Genomic DNA, 13,640 nt, shown 5'->3' with positions numbered 1-13,640 from the left:
GCGGCCCGGGGCGTCCACAGCCGCTCGTTTTTGGATCCACTTCCATCATATCCGCATCCAATAGGAGGGCCGCATGAATCTGGACTTCGCCAAGGCGATCGACGTGTCCGTTCCCATCCATCCCGGCATGCTGCACTGGGGCCGTCGCCCCGAGGTGGAGATCGTCGAGTCCCGCACCGCCGGCGACCCGTCGAACGTGAGCCGCTGGCGGATCGGCGCCCACACCGGCACCCACATCGACGCTCCGGCCCACTTCATCGACGGCGGGAAGACGGTCGACCGGCTCGACCTGTCCGCCCTCAACGGAAGCGCGCGCGTCCTCGACCTCACCCACGTCAAGGAACAGATCACCGCCGCCGACCTCGACGCGGCCGGCCTCGGCAGCGAGGAGCGGGTGCTGCTGCGCACCAGCAACTCCGAGGGTGTGCTGCGCAGCCCGTGGAAGGCCCGGCAGTGGGTCGGCCTGGCCCCGGACGGCGCGGAACGGCTCATCGAGGCCGGGGTGCGCACCGCGGGCATCGACTACCTCAGCATCGAGGCCGTCGCCTACACCACCCACTGGGAGACCCACCAACTCCTGTGCGCGGCAGATGTGTTGATCCTGGAGGTCGTCGACCTCCTGCACACACCCGCCGGGGTCTACGACATGATCTCCCTCCCCCTGCCTCTCCAGGGCGCCGAGGCCGCCCCCTCCCGCACCGTGCTGTTCCCGAGGGACGAGGCATGACGGCCGCCTCGCCACTGATCCTGGCCGCCCCGCACCCGGCGGCGCTGGCGGCGGCCCGCCGCGCGGCCCAGCGAGGCGGCAACGCCGTGGACGCGGCGTTGGCGGCGGCCGCCGCCCTCACCGTCGTCTACCCCCACCAGTGTTCCCTGGGCGGCGACTTGATCGCGCTCGTCCATGCCTCGGGCGGCTCGGTGCGCGCGATCGTCTCGGCGGGGGCGGCGGCAGGGGCCGTGGACGTCGGGGCACTGCGCGCCGCCGACCGGCGGATGCCCGCGCAGGGGCCGCACACGGTGACCGTGCCGGGTGTGGTGGCGGGCTGGACCGCGCTCGCCGAGGCCCATGGCACACCCGGCGCCCTGGCCGCCGCGCTGTGGGACGCCGCCGAACTCGCCGAGGACGGGGCCAGCGTCTCGGCCGGTCTGGCGCGCGCCGTCCGCGAACGGGCCCCGCAGATCGCGGCCGACCCCGGTCTCACCGGGCTGCTGACCGGCCCCGACGGCATACCGCTCGACGAGGGCGACCCGCTCCCCCAGCCCCAACTGGCCGCCGTACTGCGCACGCTCGCCGACGATCCGTCGTCCTTCTACCGGGGCGCGGTCGCCGAGGCGTTGGCGAACGGCCTGCGCCGGGCGGGGAGTTCACTCACCGCGGGCGACTTTGCGGCCCATCAGGCGGCGGACGTCGAGCCGTTGACGCTGGACGTGGCCGGAACCCGTTGGTGGACCGCGCCACCACCGAGCCAGGGGGCGAGCCTGCTGGCCGTACTGGAGACCGCCGCCTCGGTGGCGAAGCTGTCCGAGCCGGAGCACACCGGCGCGCTGGCCACCCGTTGCCAAGACGCCTCGGCGGCAAGGGACTTGCTGCTCGGTGATCCGCTCGGCCCCGCGCCCCTCGACCTGGACGGGCTGCTGCACCCGGCGCCGCTCGCCGGTACGGAGCCTCCCGAGCCGTCCTTCCGGCCGGCCGGGGACACCGTCGCGATCACCGCCGTGGACGCGTCCGGACTGGCCGTCTCCCTGATCCAGAGCGTCTACCAGACCTTCGGCTCCGGCATCTGCGACCCGGAGACGGGCATCGTGCTGCACAACCGCGGCTCGGCGTTCAGCCTGATCCCCGGCCATCCCGCCCTCATCGGCCCCGGGCTTCGGCCCCCGCACACCCTGTGCCCGGTGCTCGGCCGGTCCGCCGAACTGCTGCTCGCGGCCGGTTGCCAGGGCGGCCGGGCGCAGCCGCAGATCCTCGCCCAGACCGCGCCCGACCTGATGGACCCGGCCGCCGATCCGACGGCCGTACTGGACCGCCCGCGCTGGGTGATCGGCGCCCGCGACATCGGCCACGAGACACAGACCCTGCTGGCCGAGCCCGGCTCCGTACCGGCGGGCGCGTTCCCGTCGGTGGTTCCGGTCGTCGTGGCGCCGGGCCGTACCGATCTGGCCGGTCACACCCAGGCCGTACGACTGTCCGTCGGCGGTCGGCTGGACGGCGCCTCCGATCCCCGCGCCGACGGCGGCACCACCTTGGAAGGAAGTTCCCTGTGAGCGCTCTCGCCCCCGAACCCGTACCGGCCGGCGCACCGCATCCGCTGGACCCCCTCACCGTCACCGAACTCGCCACGGCCGTAGGGGTGTTGAGGGCCGACACCCGGGTGCCCGACGACTCGCGCTTCTGGGGTGTGGCGCTGGACGAGGACCACGCGCGCCGGGCCTCGCCCGGGGACACCCGGCGGGCCCGCGCGGTGGTGTTCTCCCCCTCCGTACGCCATGCCTTCGAGGTCGATCTCGAACTCGGCGACAAGCCGCAGACCACCGCCTGGCGGGAGTTGGACATCCGTAGCCCTGGCTGTTCCTCCGAGGAGGCGAGGCAGGCGGCGGCCATGTGCCGGGCGGACTCGCGCTTCCGGGAGGCGCTGGCGCTGCGCGGTATCCACGACGTGTCGCTGGTGATGGTGGACCCGGAGTCGATCGGCGGTTTCGAGCCGCCCGAGTACGCGGGCCGTCGGCTGACCTGGGGCAGCGTCTGGCATCGCGTCTCCGAGGACGACAACGGCTATGCCCGTCCGGTGCAGGGCGTGGTGCCGATCATCGACATGGAGACCATGGAGATCCTGCACATCGAGGACCACGGGGTCATCCCGTTGTCGGAGGAGTCGGGCGTGTTCTCGGCCGGGACGGTGGCCGAGCGGCCGGGGCTGAAGCCGCTGGAGGTCGTCCAGCCGGAGGGACCGAGCTTCACCGTCACCGGGCAGCGGATCGACTGGCAGGGGTGGTCGGTGCGGGTCGGCTTCAGTCATCGCGAGGGGCTCGTGCTGCACGACCTCGCCTTCGCCGCGGCCGGGAAGAGTCCCCGTCAGGTGATCCGGCGTGCGGCCGTCAACGAGATGTACGTCCCCTACTTCGACACCGCCTCCACCCAGTACCGGAAAAACTTCTTCGACTGGGGCGAGTACGGCGCGGGCCCGCTCACCAACTCCCTTGCCCTGGGCTGCGATTGCCTCGGTGTCATCCAGTACTTCGACGCGGCGGTGATCGGCGGCGACGGTGTTCCCCGGCTGATCCCCAACGCCGTCTGTGTGCACGAGGAGGACGACGGCATCCTCTGGAAGCACCACGACGGCCGCACGGGCCGTACCGAAGTGCGCCGCTCCCGCCGGCTGATCATCTCGGCGTTCGCGACCGTCGCCAACTACGACTACGGCTTCTACTGGTCGCTGTACCAGGACGGTTCGGTGATGCTGGAGATCAAGATGACCGGCATCCTCTCGGCCACCGGCGTCGAGGAGGACGAGGCGACGCCGTACGCGCGCCGGGTCGCGCCGAACGTCGCGGTCACCAACCACCAGCACTTCTTCAGCGTCCGGCTCGACATGGCGGTGGACGGCGATCCCAACCGGCTGGTCGAGGTCACCGCCGAGCACGAGCCCGACCCGGTCCTCGACCCGTACGGCAACGCGGCCAGGACCGTGCTGCGGCCGATCCTCAGCGAGGCGGAGGGAGCCAGGCGCACCGACCCATCACGCGCGCTGCACTGGCGGGTGGAGAGCACCGAGTCCCGCAACCGGATGGGTGAACCGACCGCGTACCGCGTGCACTTGGAGAACACGGCGGTGCTGCCGGTGCGCGAGGACAGTGTCTGCGCACGCCGGGCGCCGTTCGTGGGACGGCAGTTGTGGGCGACGGCCTACGACGCGGAGCGGCGGTTCGTCGGCGGCGAGTACCCGAACCAGGCCGAGCCAGGTGCCGACGGCGTCCACAAGTGGCAGGAGGAGAACCGGTCGTTGGACGGCACGGACCTGGTGCTGTGGGCCACGGTCGGCTCCCACCACTTCCCGCGCCCCGAGGAGTGGCCGGTGATGCCGGTGGCCAAGGCGCGGCTGCGCCTGGAGCCCGACGGCTTCTTCGACCGCAACCCGGCCCTGGACGTGCCCGCCCCCGTCTCCTGCCACACGCCTGGCCCCACCGCACCGGACCACTGCTGCGGCTGACCGCGCCCGTCCCCTCATCAGAAAGGCGTCCCATGCGCGAGGAAGAGAACACCCGGCTCACCCGGACCGGTCCCGGCACCCCGGCCGGTGAGTGGATGCGCCGCTACTGGCAGCCGATCGCCCTCGGCGAGGAACTCGCGGGCGAGCGACCGCTGGTGGCGCCCAAGGTGATGGGCCAGGACCTGGTCCTGTTCCGCGACGAGGACGGCGGACTCGGTCTCGTCGACCGGGGCTGTCCGCACCGCGGCGCCGATCTGGCGCTCGGCCGGCTGGAGGACGGCGGACTGCGCTGCTGCTTCCACGGCTGGCTGTTCGCCCGCGACGGCTCGTGTCTCGACACCCCGGCCGAGCCCGCCGAAAGCCCGCTCAAGTCCCGTGTGCGGCTGGGCAGTTACCCGGTCCGTGAGATCAACGGCATCATCTGGGGCTACCTAGGCCCCGGCGAACCGCCCGAACTCCCCGCCCTGGACTGCTTCCAGGCCCCCTCGGACCACGCCTTCGCCTGGAAAGGGCTGCTGGAGTGCAACTGGCTCCAGGCCCTTGAGGTCGGCATCGACCCCGCCCACGCCTCCTACCTCCACCGCTTCTTCCAGGACGAGGACCCCGCCGACAGCTACGGCAAACAGTTCCGCGCCGCCTCCCAGGGCACCGACCTCCCGATGACGAAGGTCCTGCGCGAGTACGGCCGCCCCGACATCGACGCCGTCCGCACGCCGTACGGCATCCGCCTCACCGCCCGGCGCACGCTGGACGGCACGGACACCCAGGGCCTGCCGATGGACGGCAGCCGTACCCATGTCCGCATCACCCACCAGGTGTTCCCGCACGCCTTCCACATCCCGCTGGACGCGCAGACGGCGATCACCCAGTGGCATGTGCCGATCGACGACAACTCCAGTTACTGGTATGCCCTGTTCACCAGTGTCGGCGGTCCGGTGGACCAGGCGGAGATGCGCCGTCAGCGGGTCGGCGCGGTCACCCTGCCCGACTACCGGCCTCGTTTCGGCCGAGCGAACGGCTACGGCTACGACCCGGCGGAACAGCGCACGACGACGTACACCGGGCTGGGCTTCGACATCAACGTGCACGACCAGTGGGCGGTGGAGGGGCAGGGGGCGGTCCAGGACCGTACCCGCGAGCATCTGGGCCGCTCCGACAAGGCCATCGTGATGTACCGCCGGATGCTCGGCGAGGCCATCGCCGCCGTCGAGCGCGGCGAGGAACCGCTCCTGGTGCTGCCGGCCGAGGAGGCGGGGCGGCTGCACGGACCGGTCGCCCTGGACGGGATCGGCCCGACCGAGGGCTGGCTGGAGCACTGGGCCGCCGTCACCGACAAGCAGCGCGCCGACAGCGGTTGGGCGCAGCCGCTGGGAACGGACGGCTGAGCCGCGTGGGATTCATCGAACGGCACGGCCTGTGGAACGCCGAACAGGCCGCCGCCGCACGGGAGATACAGGCGCGCGCCGAGAGCGGCGGGATGACGGTCGTACGACTGGTCTTCGCCGACCAGCACGGTCTGCTGCGCGGCAAGACCGTCACCCTGGGCGAGCTCACCAACGTCCTGAGGGACGGCACAGGCATCGCCTCGTCCCTGCTCGCCAAGGACACCTCGGGGCGGACCGTGTTCCCACTCTTCACCAAGGAGACTCCGCTCGGGCTGCCCGAACTGCGCGGCGCCGCCGACATGGTGATGGTGCCCGACCCGCTGACCTTCCGGATGCTGCCGTGGTCGCCGGGCACCGGCTGGCTGCTGTGCGACCTGCGCTTCACCTCCGGCGCGCCGGTCCCGCTGTGCACGCGCGGGCTGCTGCGCTCGGTCCTCGACCAGACCGACGGGCTGACCTACCGCACCGGACTGGAGGTGGAGTTCCACCTCTTCCGGCTCGACGACTCCCGGCTGGGCCCCGGCGACCAGGGCCAGCCCGGCGCCGCGCCCGAGGTCGGGATGCTGAACCACGGCTACCAGTACCTCAGCGAGCTGCGCTACGACGAACTCGACCCCATCCTCGACATCCTGCGTTCCAACATCGAGGGGCTCGGACTGCCCTTGCGCAGCCTGGAGGTGGAATTCGGCCCGAGCCAGGTCGAGTTGACCCTCCAGCCCGCCGACGGTCTCGGCACCGCCGACGCGATGGTGCTGCTGCGCAGCGCAGTGAAGCAGGTCGCCGCCCGCCACGGCCACCACGCCACCTTCATGTGCCGCCCCCACCTCCCCGGCGTGTTCTCCAGCGGCTGGCATCTGCACCAGAGCATGGTGCGGGACGGCGTGGGCGTCTTCGCACCGGACGACGGTGAACTGACCACGCCCGGGCCGCCGTTGTCGTCGTACGGGACCGCCTTTCTCGGTGGGCTGCTGCGGCACGCGCGGGCCACCAGCGCGTTCTCGACCCCGACTCTCAATGGTTTCAAGCGCTTTCGCTCACTGTCGTTGGCGCCGGACCGCGCCGTGTGGGGCAGCGACAATCGCGGGGCGATGGTGCGGGTGCTGGGTGACAGTCCGTCAACTGCCCGTCTGGAGAACCGGATCGGGGAACCGGCGGCCAATCCCTACCTCTACCTCGCCTCCCAGCTCGCCGCCGGTCTCGACGGGGTCGCGGGCGGCCTCGACCCGGGCCCCGCGGCCGACGAGCCGTACGCCGCCCAGGCCGAACCCCTTCCCCGTTCGCTGGGCGAGGCCCTCGACGCGCTGGAGGCGGACCAGGCGCTGGCGACCCGGCTCGGCAAGGACTTCGTCTCCTACTACACGGGCATCAAGCGCGCCGAGATCGACCGCTTCAGCCAAGAGGTGACCGACTGGGAACAGCGGGAGTACTTCCGTGTCTTCTGACCTCGACTCCCCCCGCGCGAACACCGAGCGCCTCCTGGTCCGCCAGGCTCGCTGGATCGCCCACGACGTGCTGGAACTGCGCCTGACCCGGCCCACCTGCGGCGTCCTCCCACCCTGGGAGCCGGGCGCACACGTGGAGTTGACCCTGCCCTCGGGTCTGCGGCGGGCCTACTCGCTGTGCGGGGACGTGGCGGACAGAGAGGTGTGGACGATCGCCGTGCACCGCGCGCCCAAAGGGCGTGGTGGCTCCCGGGAGATCCATGAAACGGCTCTGGTGGGACGGGAGTTGGAGGTGCACGGGCCCGTCAACCGCTTCCCGCTCGTGCCCGCCCCCGGCTATCTCCTGCTGGCCGGCGGCATCGGCGTCACCCCGCTGCTGCCGATGGCCCGCGAACTCACGGCTCGCGGTCTGCCCTGGCGACTGGTCCTGGGCGCGCGCGACCGCTCCCGGCTCGTGTACGCCGAGGAGTTGGTGAGGCTGGGCGGCGACCGGGTGCTGCTTCTGCCGCAGGACGAGGGGGGCCTCCCGGACCTGGCGGCCGAACTCGCCGCCACCCCGCCCGCGCACGCCGTGTACGCCTGCGGCCCGCAGCCGATGCTCGACGCGGTGACGGCTCTTTGCCGTACGGCAGACCCTGCGCGGTCACCGAACCTGGAACGCTTCACCTCGGCGGGCGACGCGGAGCCTGATCAACTCGGCGCCCCGAGCGGGGAGTTCGAGGTGGTACTGACCCGTTCCGGCCTGCGGCTGACCGTGCCCGCCGACCGTTCCGTACTGGATGTCGTCCGGGAGAAGTTCCCGGACGTGCCCTATTCCTGCGAGGAGGGCTACTGCGGCACCTGCGAGACACCGGTCACGGCCGGGCTGCCGGACCACCGCGACACGGTGATCGAGCCGTCCGAACGACCCACCGCCACCACGATGATGATCTGTGTGAGCCGCTGCCTCTCCCCCGTGCTGGAGCTGGACCTCTAGGCGCGGCCCTTGGCCAGACGCCGTAGCAGCGCCCGGGGTCGGTACGGGATGACCTCGGCCAGGGAGATGGCGGTGCTGGTCCGGTCGACTCCGTCGATGGCGAGGATCGCCTTGGTGACGCGGTGCAGGTCCGCGGTGTCCTTCGCGACGACGTGCGCGAGGAGGTCGGCGTCGCCGGTGGTGTAGTGCACCTCGATGACTTCGGGGAGGTCGAGAAGGCCCTCGTGGACGCTCTCGGGCTCCGCCTGGCTCACCGCGAGCGACATGAACGCGATCAGGCCGTATCCGAGGGCGGCTGGGTCGACACGTCGGCTGACGGGCTTGAGCACGCCGTCGGCGGCCATCCTCCGCAGCCGGGCGTGCACGGTGTTCCGGGCCACGCCCAGCGTCTGGGCGAGGGCGAGGATCGTCGCGTCCGGGTCGTCGTCGAGGGCCAGAACGATCCGGGCGTCCAAGGGGTCCATCAGAGTCATGGTGCGCATTCTGTCAGCACATGCCCATACAGTTGAGCATCTGTCGCAGTCGCTCGGGCACGTATTGCGCGACTGCCCTGTCCTGTGGTCAAGGTGGTGGGGAATTCACCTCTCCTCCTTGATGAAGGACCGCCCGCCATGCCCGAGCAGACCCACCCCTCCGGCACCGGCACCGCCTGGATCGTCGTCGTTGCCGCCGGGGTGGCTGCCGGGTTGCAGGTGTGGAAGATGCCGCCGGCTGTTCCGTTCCTGCGGCACGATCTGTCGCTGAGTCTGGTCGAGGCCGGGACCCTGCTGGGGATCGTCCAACTGGCCGGGATGCTCGGGGGACTTGCCGTATCGCTGCTGGCCGAGCTGATCGGTGAGCGGCGCTGTCTGAGCGCGGGGCTGGTCCTGCTGTTCCTGGGGTCGGCGGGCGGCGGCTTCGCGTGGTCGGCGGCGCCTCTGCTGGTGTCGCGGGCGGTCGAGGGGGCCGGTTTCATCCTGGTGGCGGTGATGGGCCCGGGGCTGATCCGGCGCACCGCCCCACCCGGCCGCTTCACCACGGCGATGGGCTTCTGGGGTGCCTACCAGGGCATCTCCACCTTCGCCGGGCTCGTCGTCGGCGCGCTGGTGCTCCAGGTGGTGCTGTGGCGGGTGTGGTGGTGGGGCATGGCCGTGATCGCGCTGCTGCCGTTGCCGTGGGTCCTGGCCCGGATTCCCCGTGACGACGCGGGCGGTGTGCGAGGCGCTGCCGAGGCCCTCGCCCGGATCGGCCGTACCGTCCGGGCACCGGCCCCCTGGACGGCCGGGCTCGTCTTCGCCTGCTACACGCTGCCGTGGATGGCGGTGGTCGGGTTCCTGCCCACCATCTACCGCGACGGCAGGATGACGGGCGGTTGGCCGGGTGTGCTCAGCGCGCTGGTCGGCGCGGCGAACGCCGTCGGCTCGATCGCCACGGCGGCGCTCATGCGCCGCGGGCTGCCCACCCGCGTCCTCCTCGTCCCGGCGTTCGTCGTCATGGCCGGCACGTCCGTGCCGGCCTTCGCCGTCGACTGGCACCGCCTCCCGGCAGGCACCGCCGGGCAGTTCGCGTGTGTCGCGGTGTTCTCGCTGACCGGCGGTGCGATACCGGCGACCCTGCTGCGCACGATCGGTGAGCTGACGCCGGCCGGGGGCTCCGCACCCGCGACCATGGGGCTGATCCAGCAACTGTTCAACGCGGGCAGTCTCATCGGCCCGACCCTCGCCGCGTGGCTGGCGACCCGCACCGGCGACTGGCACTCCACCTGGTGGATCACCTGTGCCTGCGCGGCAGTTGGCATCGCCCTCGGTCTCCGCCTCGGCGACCGGTCCGGATCCGCTACGGCACCTTCCGCTCCCGGAGCCGCTGTTGGAGATCGACACGGAGCGGATCGTCGGCGGGCAGGCCGAGTTCGGCGGTGAGGGCGAGGGCGCGGGACCAGACCTCGTGGGCCGCGTCGGACTGGCCGGCGCTGTGGTGGCTGTCGCCGAGGCAGCTCAGACAGGCGGCCTCGCTGCGGCGCTCCCCGGTGGCGTGGAAGAGCTGGGCCGCCTGCCGGTAGTGGTCGACCGCCTCCTGAAAGCGGCCCAGTTGGTGATGGATGTAGCCCAGGCTGTCGGAGATGTGGGCCTGTCCGTCCACGTCGTCGGCCGCCCGCGCGAGTTCGAGGGCCTGCTCGCAGTGGGCGAGCGCGCGGAGATGGTCGCCGAGGTGCGCCTGCCGCCAGCCGATGTGGTTCAGTGCCGCGGCCTGTCCCGCCCGGTCGCCCGCGGCGCGGTAGTGCTCCAGACTCAGGTAGGCGTGTTCCAGGGCGAGTCCGGAGTCGCCCTGGGCCCCCGACATCCGCGAGAGATGCTGATGGGTGCGGGCCTGACCCGCGTCGCTGCCCACGGCGGCGAAGAGTTCGAGTGCGCGCAGGTAGTGCTCCCGGGCCGGTTCGGGGCACTTGAGCCGGTCCAGGGCCAGCCCCAGACCCCGGTGGGCACCCGCCCTGCCCGCCAGGTCGCCCTCCCGCTCGGCCGCCGCCAGCGCGCGGTGCCCGGCGGTGAGCAGTGCCTGCCAGTATCCGTGCCGGTCCAGGAAGGTGGTCAGCACGGTGACCAGCCGCCACACGTGGGCGTCGAAGCCGGGCTGGGGCTGTCGCACGATCGCCAGCAGCACCGGGTGTTCGGCCAGCAGCCAGGCCTGCGCCCGGTCGTAGTCCTCGAACTCCACGGCGTTCGCGCCGGCTCTGGGCGCGCGCGACTCCACCGGATTGGGCTGCGGGGTCACCAGGACGTCGGCGGCCCGCGCGGAGTGCAGATAGTGGTCCATCATCCGGTGCAGTGCCGACCGGCGTTCCCATTCGTCGTCGTACGCGGTGACGAGTTCCGCGGCGTACACCCGCAGCAGGTCGTGGAAGGCGTACCGACCCGGAGCGTGCTCCACGAGCAGGTGGCCGCCGGTCAGTTCGGCGAGCAGTGCGCGGACGCGTTCGGTGGGCGCTCCGGCCAGGGCGCCCGCCGCGCGCTGGTCGAGGTCGGGTCCCGGGTGCAGGGCCAAGAGGCGGAACAGTCGGGCGGCGGCCGGGCTGAGCGCGCTGTAGGACCAGGAGAACACCGCCCGTACCCGGCTGGACTCCTCGCCCCCGTCCAGGGCGTCCAACCGGCCGCCCGCCTCCCGGAGTTCCTCCGCGAGGGTGCCGAGCGACTGGCCGGGCTGCGCGGCGGCGCGGGCCGACACCACGGCCAGCGCCAGGGGCAGTCCCGCGCACCAGGTGACGACGTCCGCCACCGCCGCCGGTTCGGCCGCGACCCGGACCGCCCCGAGCCGCTCCGCGAGTACGTCGCGTGCGGCGGCCGGTGTCAGCGGGTCCACCGCGAGCAGATGGGCGCCCTCGGTCGCGGCCAGACCGGTCAGCCGGTTCCGGCTGGTCACCAGCGCCATGCAGCCGACCGCGCCCGGCAGCAGCGGGCGGACCTGTTCCTCGTCGCGGGCGTTGTCGAGGACGACCATCATCCGACGCCCCGTCAACAGACTTCGATAGAGACCGACTTGGGCCTCCAGCCCGGGCGGCATCCGATCCGGTCGTACCCCGAGCGCGTCCAGGAACCCGCGGACCGCCTCGGTCGGCGGCACCACCGATCCCTGCGGGTCGAATCCCCGCAGGTTCACGTACAACTGCCCGTCGGGGAACGCGCTCTCCACCCGGCGGGCCCAGTGCACGGCGAGCGCGGTCTTTCCCACTCCCGCCATGCCCGACACCGCCGAGATGACCACGGCGGCGGACTCTCCCTCGGCCGAGGCGAGGATCGCGGCGAGCCGGGCCAGTTCGCCGTCACGGCCGGTGAATCCGCGTACAGCCATGGGGAGTTGGGCGGGGAGTTCGGTCCGGCGTGTCACCGCCGACGGTTCGGGGGGCGGGGTCGACGCGGAGCGGTGGCCGCGCAGGATCGACTGGTGGAGTTGGCGCAGTGCCGGTCCGGTGTCCGTGCCCAGCTCCTCCGCCAGCCGTTTGCGGACGGCGGCGTAGCAGTCCAGGGCCTCCGCGCTGCGGCCGGTCTCGTGCAGGGCCCGCATCAGCGCCTCGGCGAGGGGTTCGGCGAGCGGGTACTCGCCGAGCAGACCGGTCAACGGGCCGATGACGGGGGCCGGATCGCCGTGGCGCAGTTCCGCGCGGGCCCAGCCGACGGCGGCGTCCTGGTGCTGACGCCGCCAGGCCTCGCGCATCCGGGCCGCCCACTCCCCGTTCAGACCGGACAACGGCTCCCCGCGCCAGAGGTCGAGTGCCGCGCGCAGCAGCCCCGCCCGCGCCGGGTCGGCCGGTCCCGCCGCCCGCGCCTGGTCGACCAACTGCCGGAAGCGGTACACGTCGACCTGTTCCGGACGGGCTTCCAGAAGGTAGCCGCCGGAACGACGTACCAGTAACAAGGGCTCAGGCACGGCCTCGGCGGCCTGCTCGCACATCCGCCGTATCCGGGCGACATGGGCGTGCACCGCGCCGCGCGCGCCGTCCGGAGCACGGGGACCCCAGACCCGCTCGATGACCACGTCGACCGCGACGGGCCGGCCGACGTCCACCGCCAACGCGGCCATCACGGTGCGGCGTTGAGGCGGTCCCACCTCCACAGCGCGCCCCTCCGCCGACAGTTCCACCGGCCCCAGCAACTGCACGTCCACCATGGTGTGCGCCTCCCCCTGCACAGAGCCTCCTCTCTTTCTCCACGGACGTGTACGCGGCGCGACAAGCCTTCGACAAGGTTTCCCGTCACACCCCGATGCGAATCTGCTGGGGAACGGACGGGCCGCCGACCGCGTCCCGTCCGGCCATGACGGCAAGGCCGTCGCCTGGCGGCTGCGCAACAGGCAAACGGGGGCGAGACGTGTGATCACACAAGGAGTGATGGCACCTGCGACAAGGGTGCCGGTACGGCGGCCGGAGACCTTATCGGCCGCCACATCGGCCGCCACGGGGAACGCCGGCGGACGGAGCGTGCTGGAAGGCGCGTTCGCACTGCTGGAGGCGGTGGAGCGGGCCGTGGAGGCGGGGCCGACCAGGCTGGCCTCCGACTGCGGGCTGCCCAAGACGACGGCGTACCGGCTGCTGGAGCAACTGGCGGACCTGGGCGCGGTGGAACGGTGCGGAGGGAGTTACCGGGTGGGCCCGCGGATGTTCCGCCTCGGGCGCGCGTGGCAGCCGCATCCCAGACTGCGCGCCGCCGCGCGGGAACCGATGCGCCGGCTGGCGAAGCTCACGGGGTCGACGGTGGGCATCGCCGTGTTGTGGAAGGGCGAGACGCTGATGGTGGAGTGGTGTCCCGAGGACGCCCAACGGCCCGATCCGCTGGAGACCCGGATGACCTGGCCGTGGTTCACCGCGGCGGGCAAGATCCTGGTGGCCACGGCCGTTCCTGCACCCCTGCTGGGTCCGCTTCCCGCGTCCTGGCCGAGGGACGCGGCGGAGATACGGGAGCGCGGTGCGGCGTTCGACCGGGAGGAAGTGGTGACCGGGGTGTGCTGCGCGGCGGTCCCGCTGCTGGGGGTGCGCGGTACCCCCGTGGCGGCCCTGTGTGTCCTCACCGATCCGGCGCACCACCTGGAACGGCTGGCGGAGACCGCCCGCCGGACGGGCCGGGTGATCAGCGCGGGGCTCCGGAGGCGGTGACGGGACGGG

Annotated in this window: 10 protein-coding genes; 8 read left to right on the top strand and 2 right to left on the bottom strand. The window is 72.4% G+C overall.

What is annotated here, in order from left to right; genetic code table 11:
• Positions 1 to 73 precede the first annotated feature (73 nt).
• Genes ACIRRY_RS37810 through ACIRRY_RS37785 form a run of 6 tightly spaced genes read left to right on the top strand, consistent with a single transcriptional unit; the run spans position 74 to position 8,011 of the window.
• The gene (locus tag ACIRRY_RS37810) at positions 74 to 727 is read left to right on the top strand and encodes a cyclase family protein (protein WP_403982154.1); all 654 of its coding nucleotides are present in this window, start codon (positions 74 to 76) and stop codon (positions 725 to 727) included.
• Positions 724 to 2,265 (top strand): gamma-glutamyltransferase, encoded by a 1,542-nt coding sequence (locus ACIRRY_RS37805; protein ID WP_403982152.1) that lies wholly within the window; start codon positions 724 to 726, stop codon positions 2,263 to 2,265. Before ACIRRY_RS37810 ends, ACIRRY_RS37805 begins: the two co-directional genes overlap by 4 nt.
• Entirely contained in the window at positions 2,262 to 4,208 is a 1,947-nt protein-coding gene (locus ACIRRY_RS37800; RefSeq protein ID WP_403982150.1) for a primary-amine oxidase, read from the top strand. The genes ACIRRY_RS37805 and ACIRRY_RS37800 overlap by 4 nt, the downstream gene beginning before the upstream one ends.
• Positions 4,209 to 4,240: 32 nt before the next feature.
• Positions 4,241 to 5,593, top strand: a complete 1,353-nt coding sequence (locus ACIRRY_RS37795) for a Rieske 2Fe-2S domain-containing protein (protein WP_403982148.1) — start codon at positions 4,241 to 4,243, stop codon at positions 5,591 to 5,593.
• Positions 5,594 to 5,598: 5 nt separating this feature from the next.
• Positions 5,599 to 7,035: a glutamine synthetase family protein gene (locus tag ACIRRY_RS37790; RefSeq protein WP_403982146.1), complete on the top strand. Its 1,437-nt coding sequence runs from the start codon at positions 5,599 to 5,601 to the stop codon at positions 7,033 to 7,035.
• Positions 7,025 to 8,011 carry a PDR/VanB family oxidoreductase gene (locus tag ACIRRY_RS37785; RefSeq protein ID WP_403982144.1) on the top strand — a complete coding sequence of 329 codons (987 nt, stop codon included), beginning with the start codon at positions 7,025 to 7,027 and terminating at the stop codon, positions 8,009 to 8,011. Before ACIRRY_RS37790 ends, ACIRRY_RS37785 begins: the two co-directional genes overlap by 11 nt.
• Here ACIRRY_RS37785 and ACIRRY_RS37780 read toward each other — a convergent pair.
• The gene (locus ACIRRY_RS37780; RefSeq protein WP_403982142.1) at positions 8,008 to 8,484 is read right to left on the bottom strand and encodes an Lrp/AsnC family transcriptional regulator; all 477 of its coding nucleotides are present in this window, start codon (positions 8,482 to 8,484) and stop codon (positions 8,008 to 8,010) included. The two genes, ACIRRY_RS37785 and ACIRRY_RS37780, sit on opposite strands and share 4 nt — an antisense overlap.
• A gap of 138 nt (positions 8,485 to 8,622) precedes the next feature.
• On the opposite strand from ACIRRY_RS37780, the gene ACIRRY_RS37775 reads away from it, so the two are divergent.
• The gene (locus ACIRRY_RS37775; protein WP_403982139.1) at positions 8,623 to 9,909 is read left to right on the top strand and encodes a CynX/NimT family MFS transporter; all 1,287 of its coding nucleotides are present in this window, start codon (positions 8,623 to 8,625) and stop codon (positions 9,907 to 9,909) included.
• On the opposite strand, the gene ACIRRY_RS37770 is transcribed toward ACIRRY_RS37775, so the two are convergent.
• The gene (locus tag ACIRRY_RS37770; protein ID WP_403982137.1) at positions 9,827 to 12,670 is read right to left on the bottom strand and encodes a BTAD domain-containing putative transcriptional regulator; all 2,844 of its coding nucleotides are present in this window, start codon (positions 12,668 to 12,670) and stop codon (positions 9,827 to 9,829) included. The genes ACIRRY_RS37775 and ACIRRY_RS37770 overlap by 83 nt on opposite strands.
• Positions 12,671 to 12,869: 199 nt before the next feature.
• On the opposite strand from ACIRRY_RS37770, the gene ACIRRY_RS37765 reads away from it, so the two are divergent.
• Positions 12,870 to 13,631 carry an IclR family transcriptional regulator gene (locus ACIRRY_RS37765; protein WP_403982134.1) on the top strand — a complete coding sequence of 254 codons (762 nt, stop codon included), beginning with the start codon at positions 12,870 to 12,872 and terminating at the stop codon, positions 13,629 to 13,631.
• Positions 13,632 to 13,640: the final 9 nt, after the last annotated feature.

This window comes from Streptomyces sp. NPDC101776 (assembly GCF_044766845.1).
Classification (GTDB): domain Bacteria; phylum Actinomycetota; class Actinomycetes; order Streptomycetales; family Streptomycetaceae; genus Streptomyces.
This window is presented reverse-complemented; position numbering and strand designations above follow the sequence as displayed.